Source organism: Micromonospora sp. BL1 (assembly GCF_003667485.1).
GTDB lineage: Bacteria > Actinomycetota > Actinomycetes > Mycobacteriales > Micromonosporaceae > Micromonospora > Micromonospora tulbaghiae.
On sequence record NZ_RCVK01000022.1, the window covers coordinates 1 to 449 of the forward strand.

At 32.5% G+C, this 449-nt stretch carries 1 protein-coding gene; it reads right to left on the minus strand.

Annotated features, from left to right (window positions below):
• On the minus strand, positions 1 to 449 hold a 449-nt coding region (locus EAD96_RS30765; RefSeq protein WP_199733016.1), incomplete at both ends, for a cohesin domain-containing protein.

The window sequence follows — 449 nt, forward strand, 5'->3', positions numbered from 1 at the left end:
TTGTAAATGTTATATATGCAACATCACCATCTCCGCTTACAGCATTTGTACCTGCTTTTAATGATAAATTTGCAATACTAAATTTTACATATTTGCTATCACTAAAATTTTTATAAGCAAAATTCAAATCTGGATTGCTTACCTTACTTCCTGGCTCTACATCTGTAACTTCAAGTCCTGAAGGATCATAATTTACATTAAATTGACATGCTCCTAATGCTGATGAAAGTCCACTTACTTTTACAGGAACTACCACCTTTTCTCCTGGTTTTCCTGATAATGTTCCTACACTTAATGTTGTTCCTGTAACTGGAGCCTGCACTGTTGTATCTTCTACTTTAAGTGTAAATGTTGCTGCTTTTCCTGCACTAAAGTTAAATACTAAGTCATAGCTTTTATCTTTTTCTAGTGTTGCTAAATAACTTTTACTTAAAGCAACTACATTATCT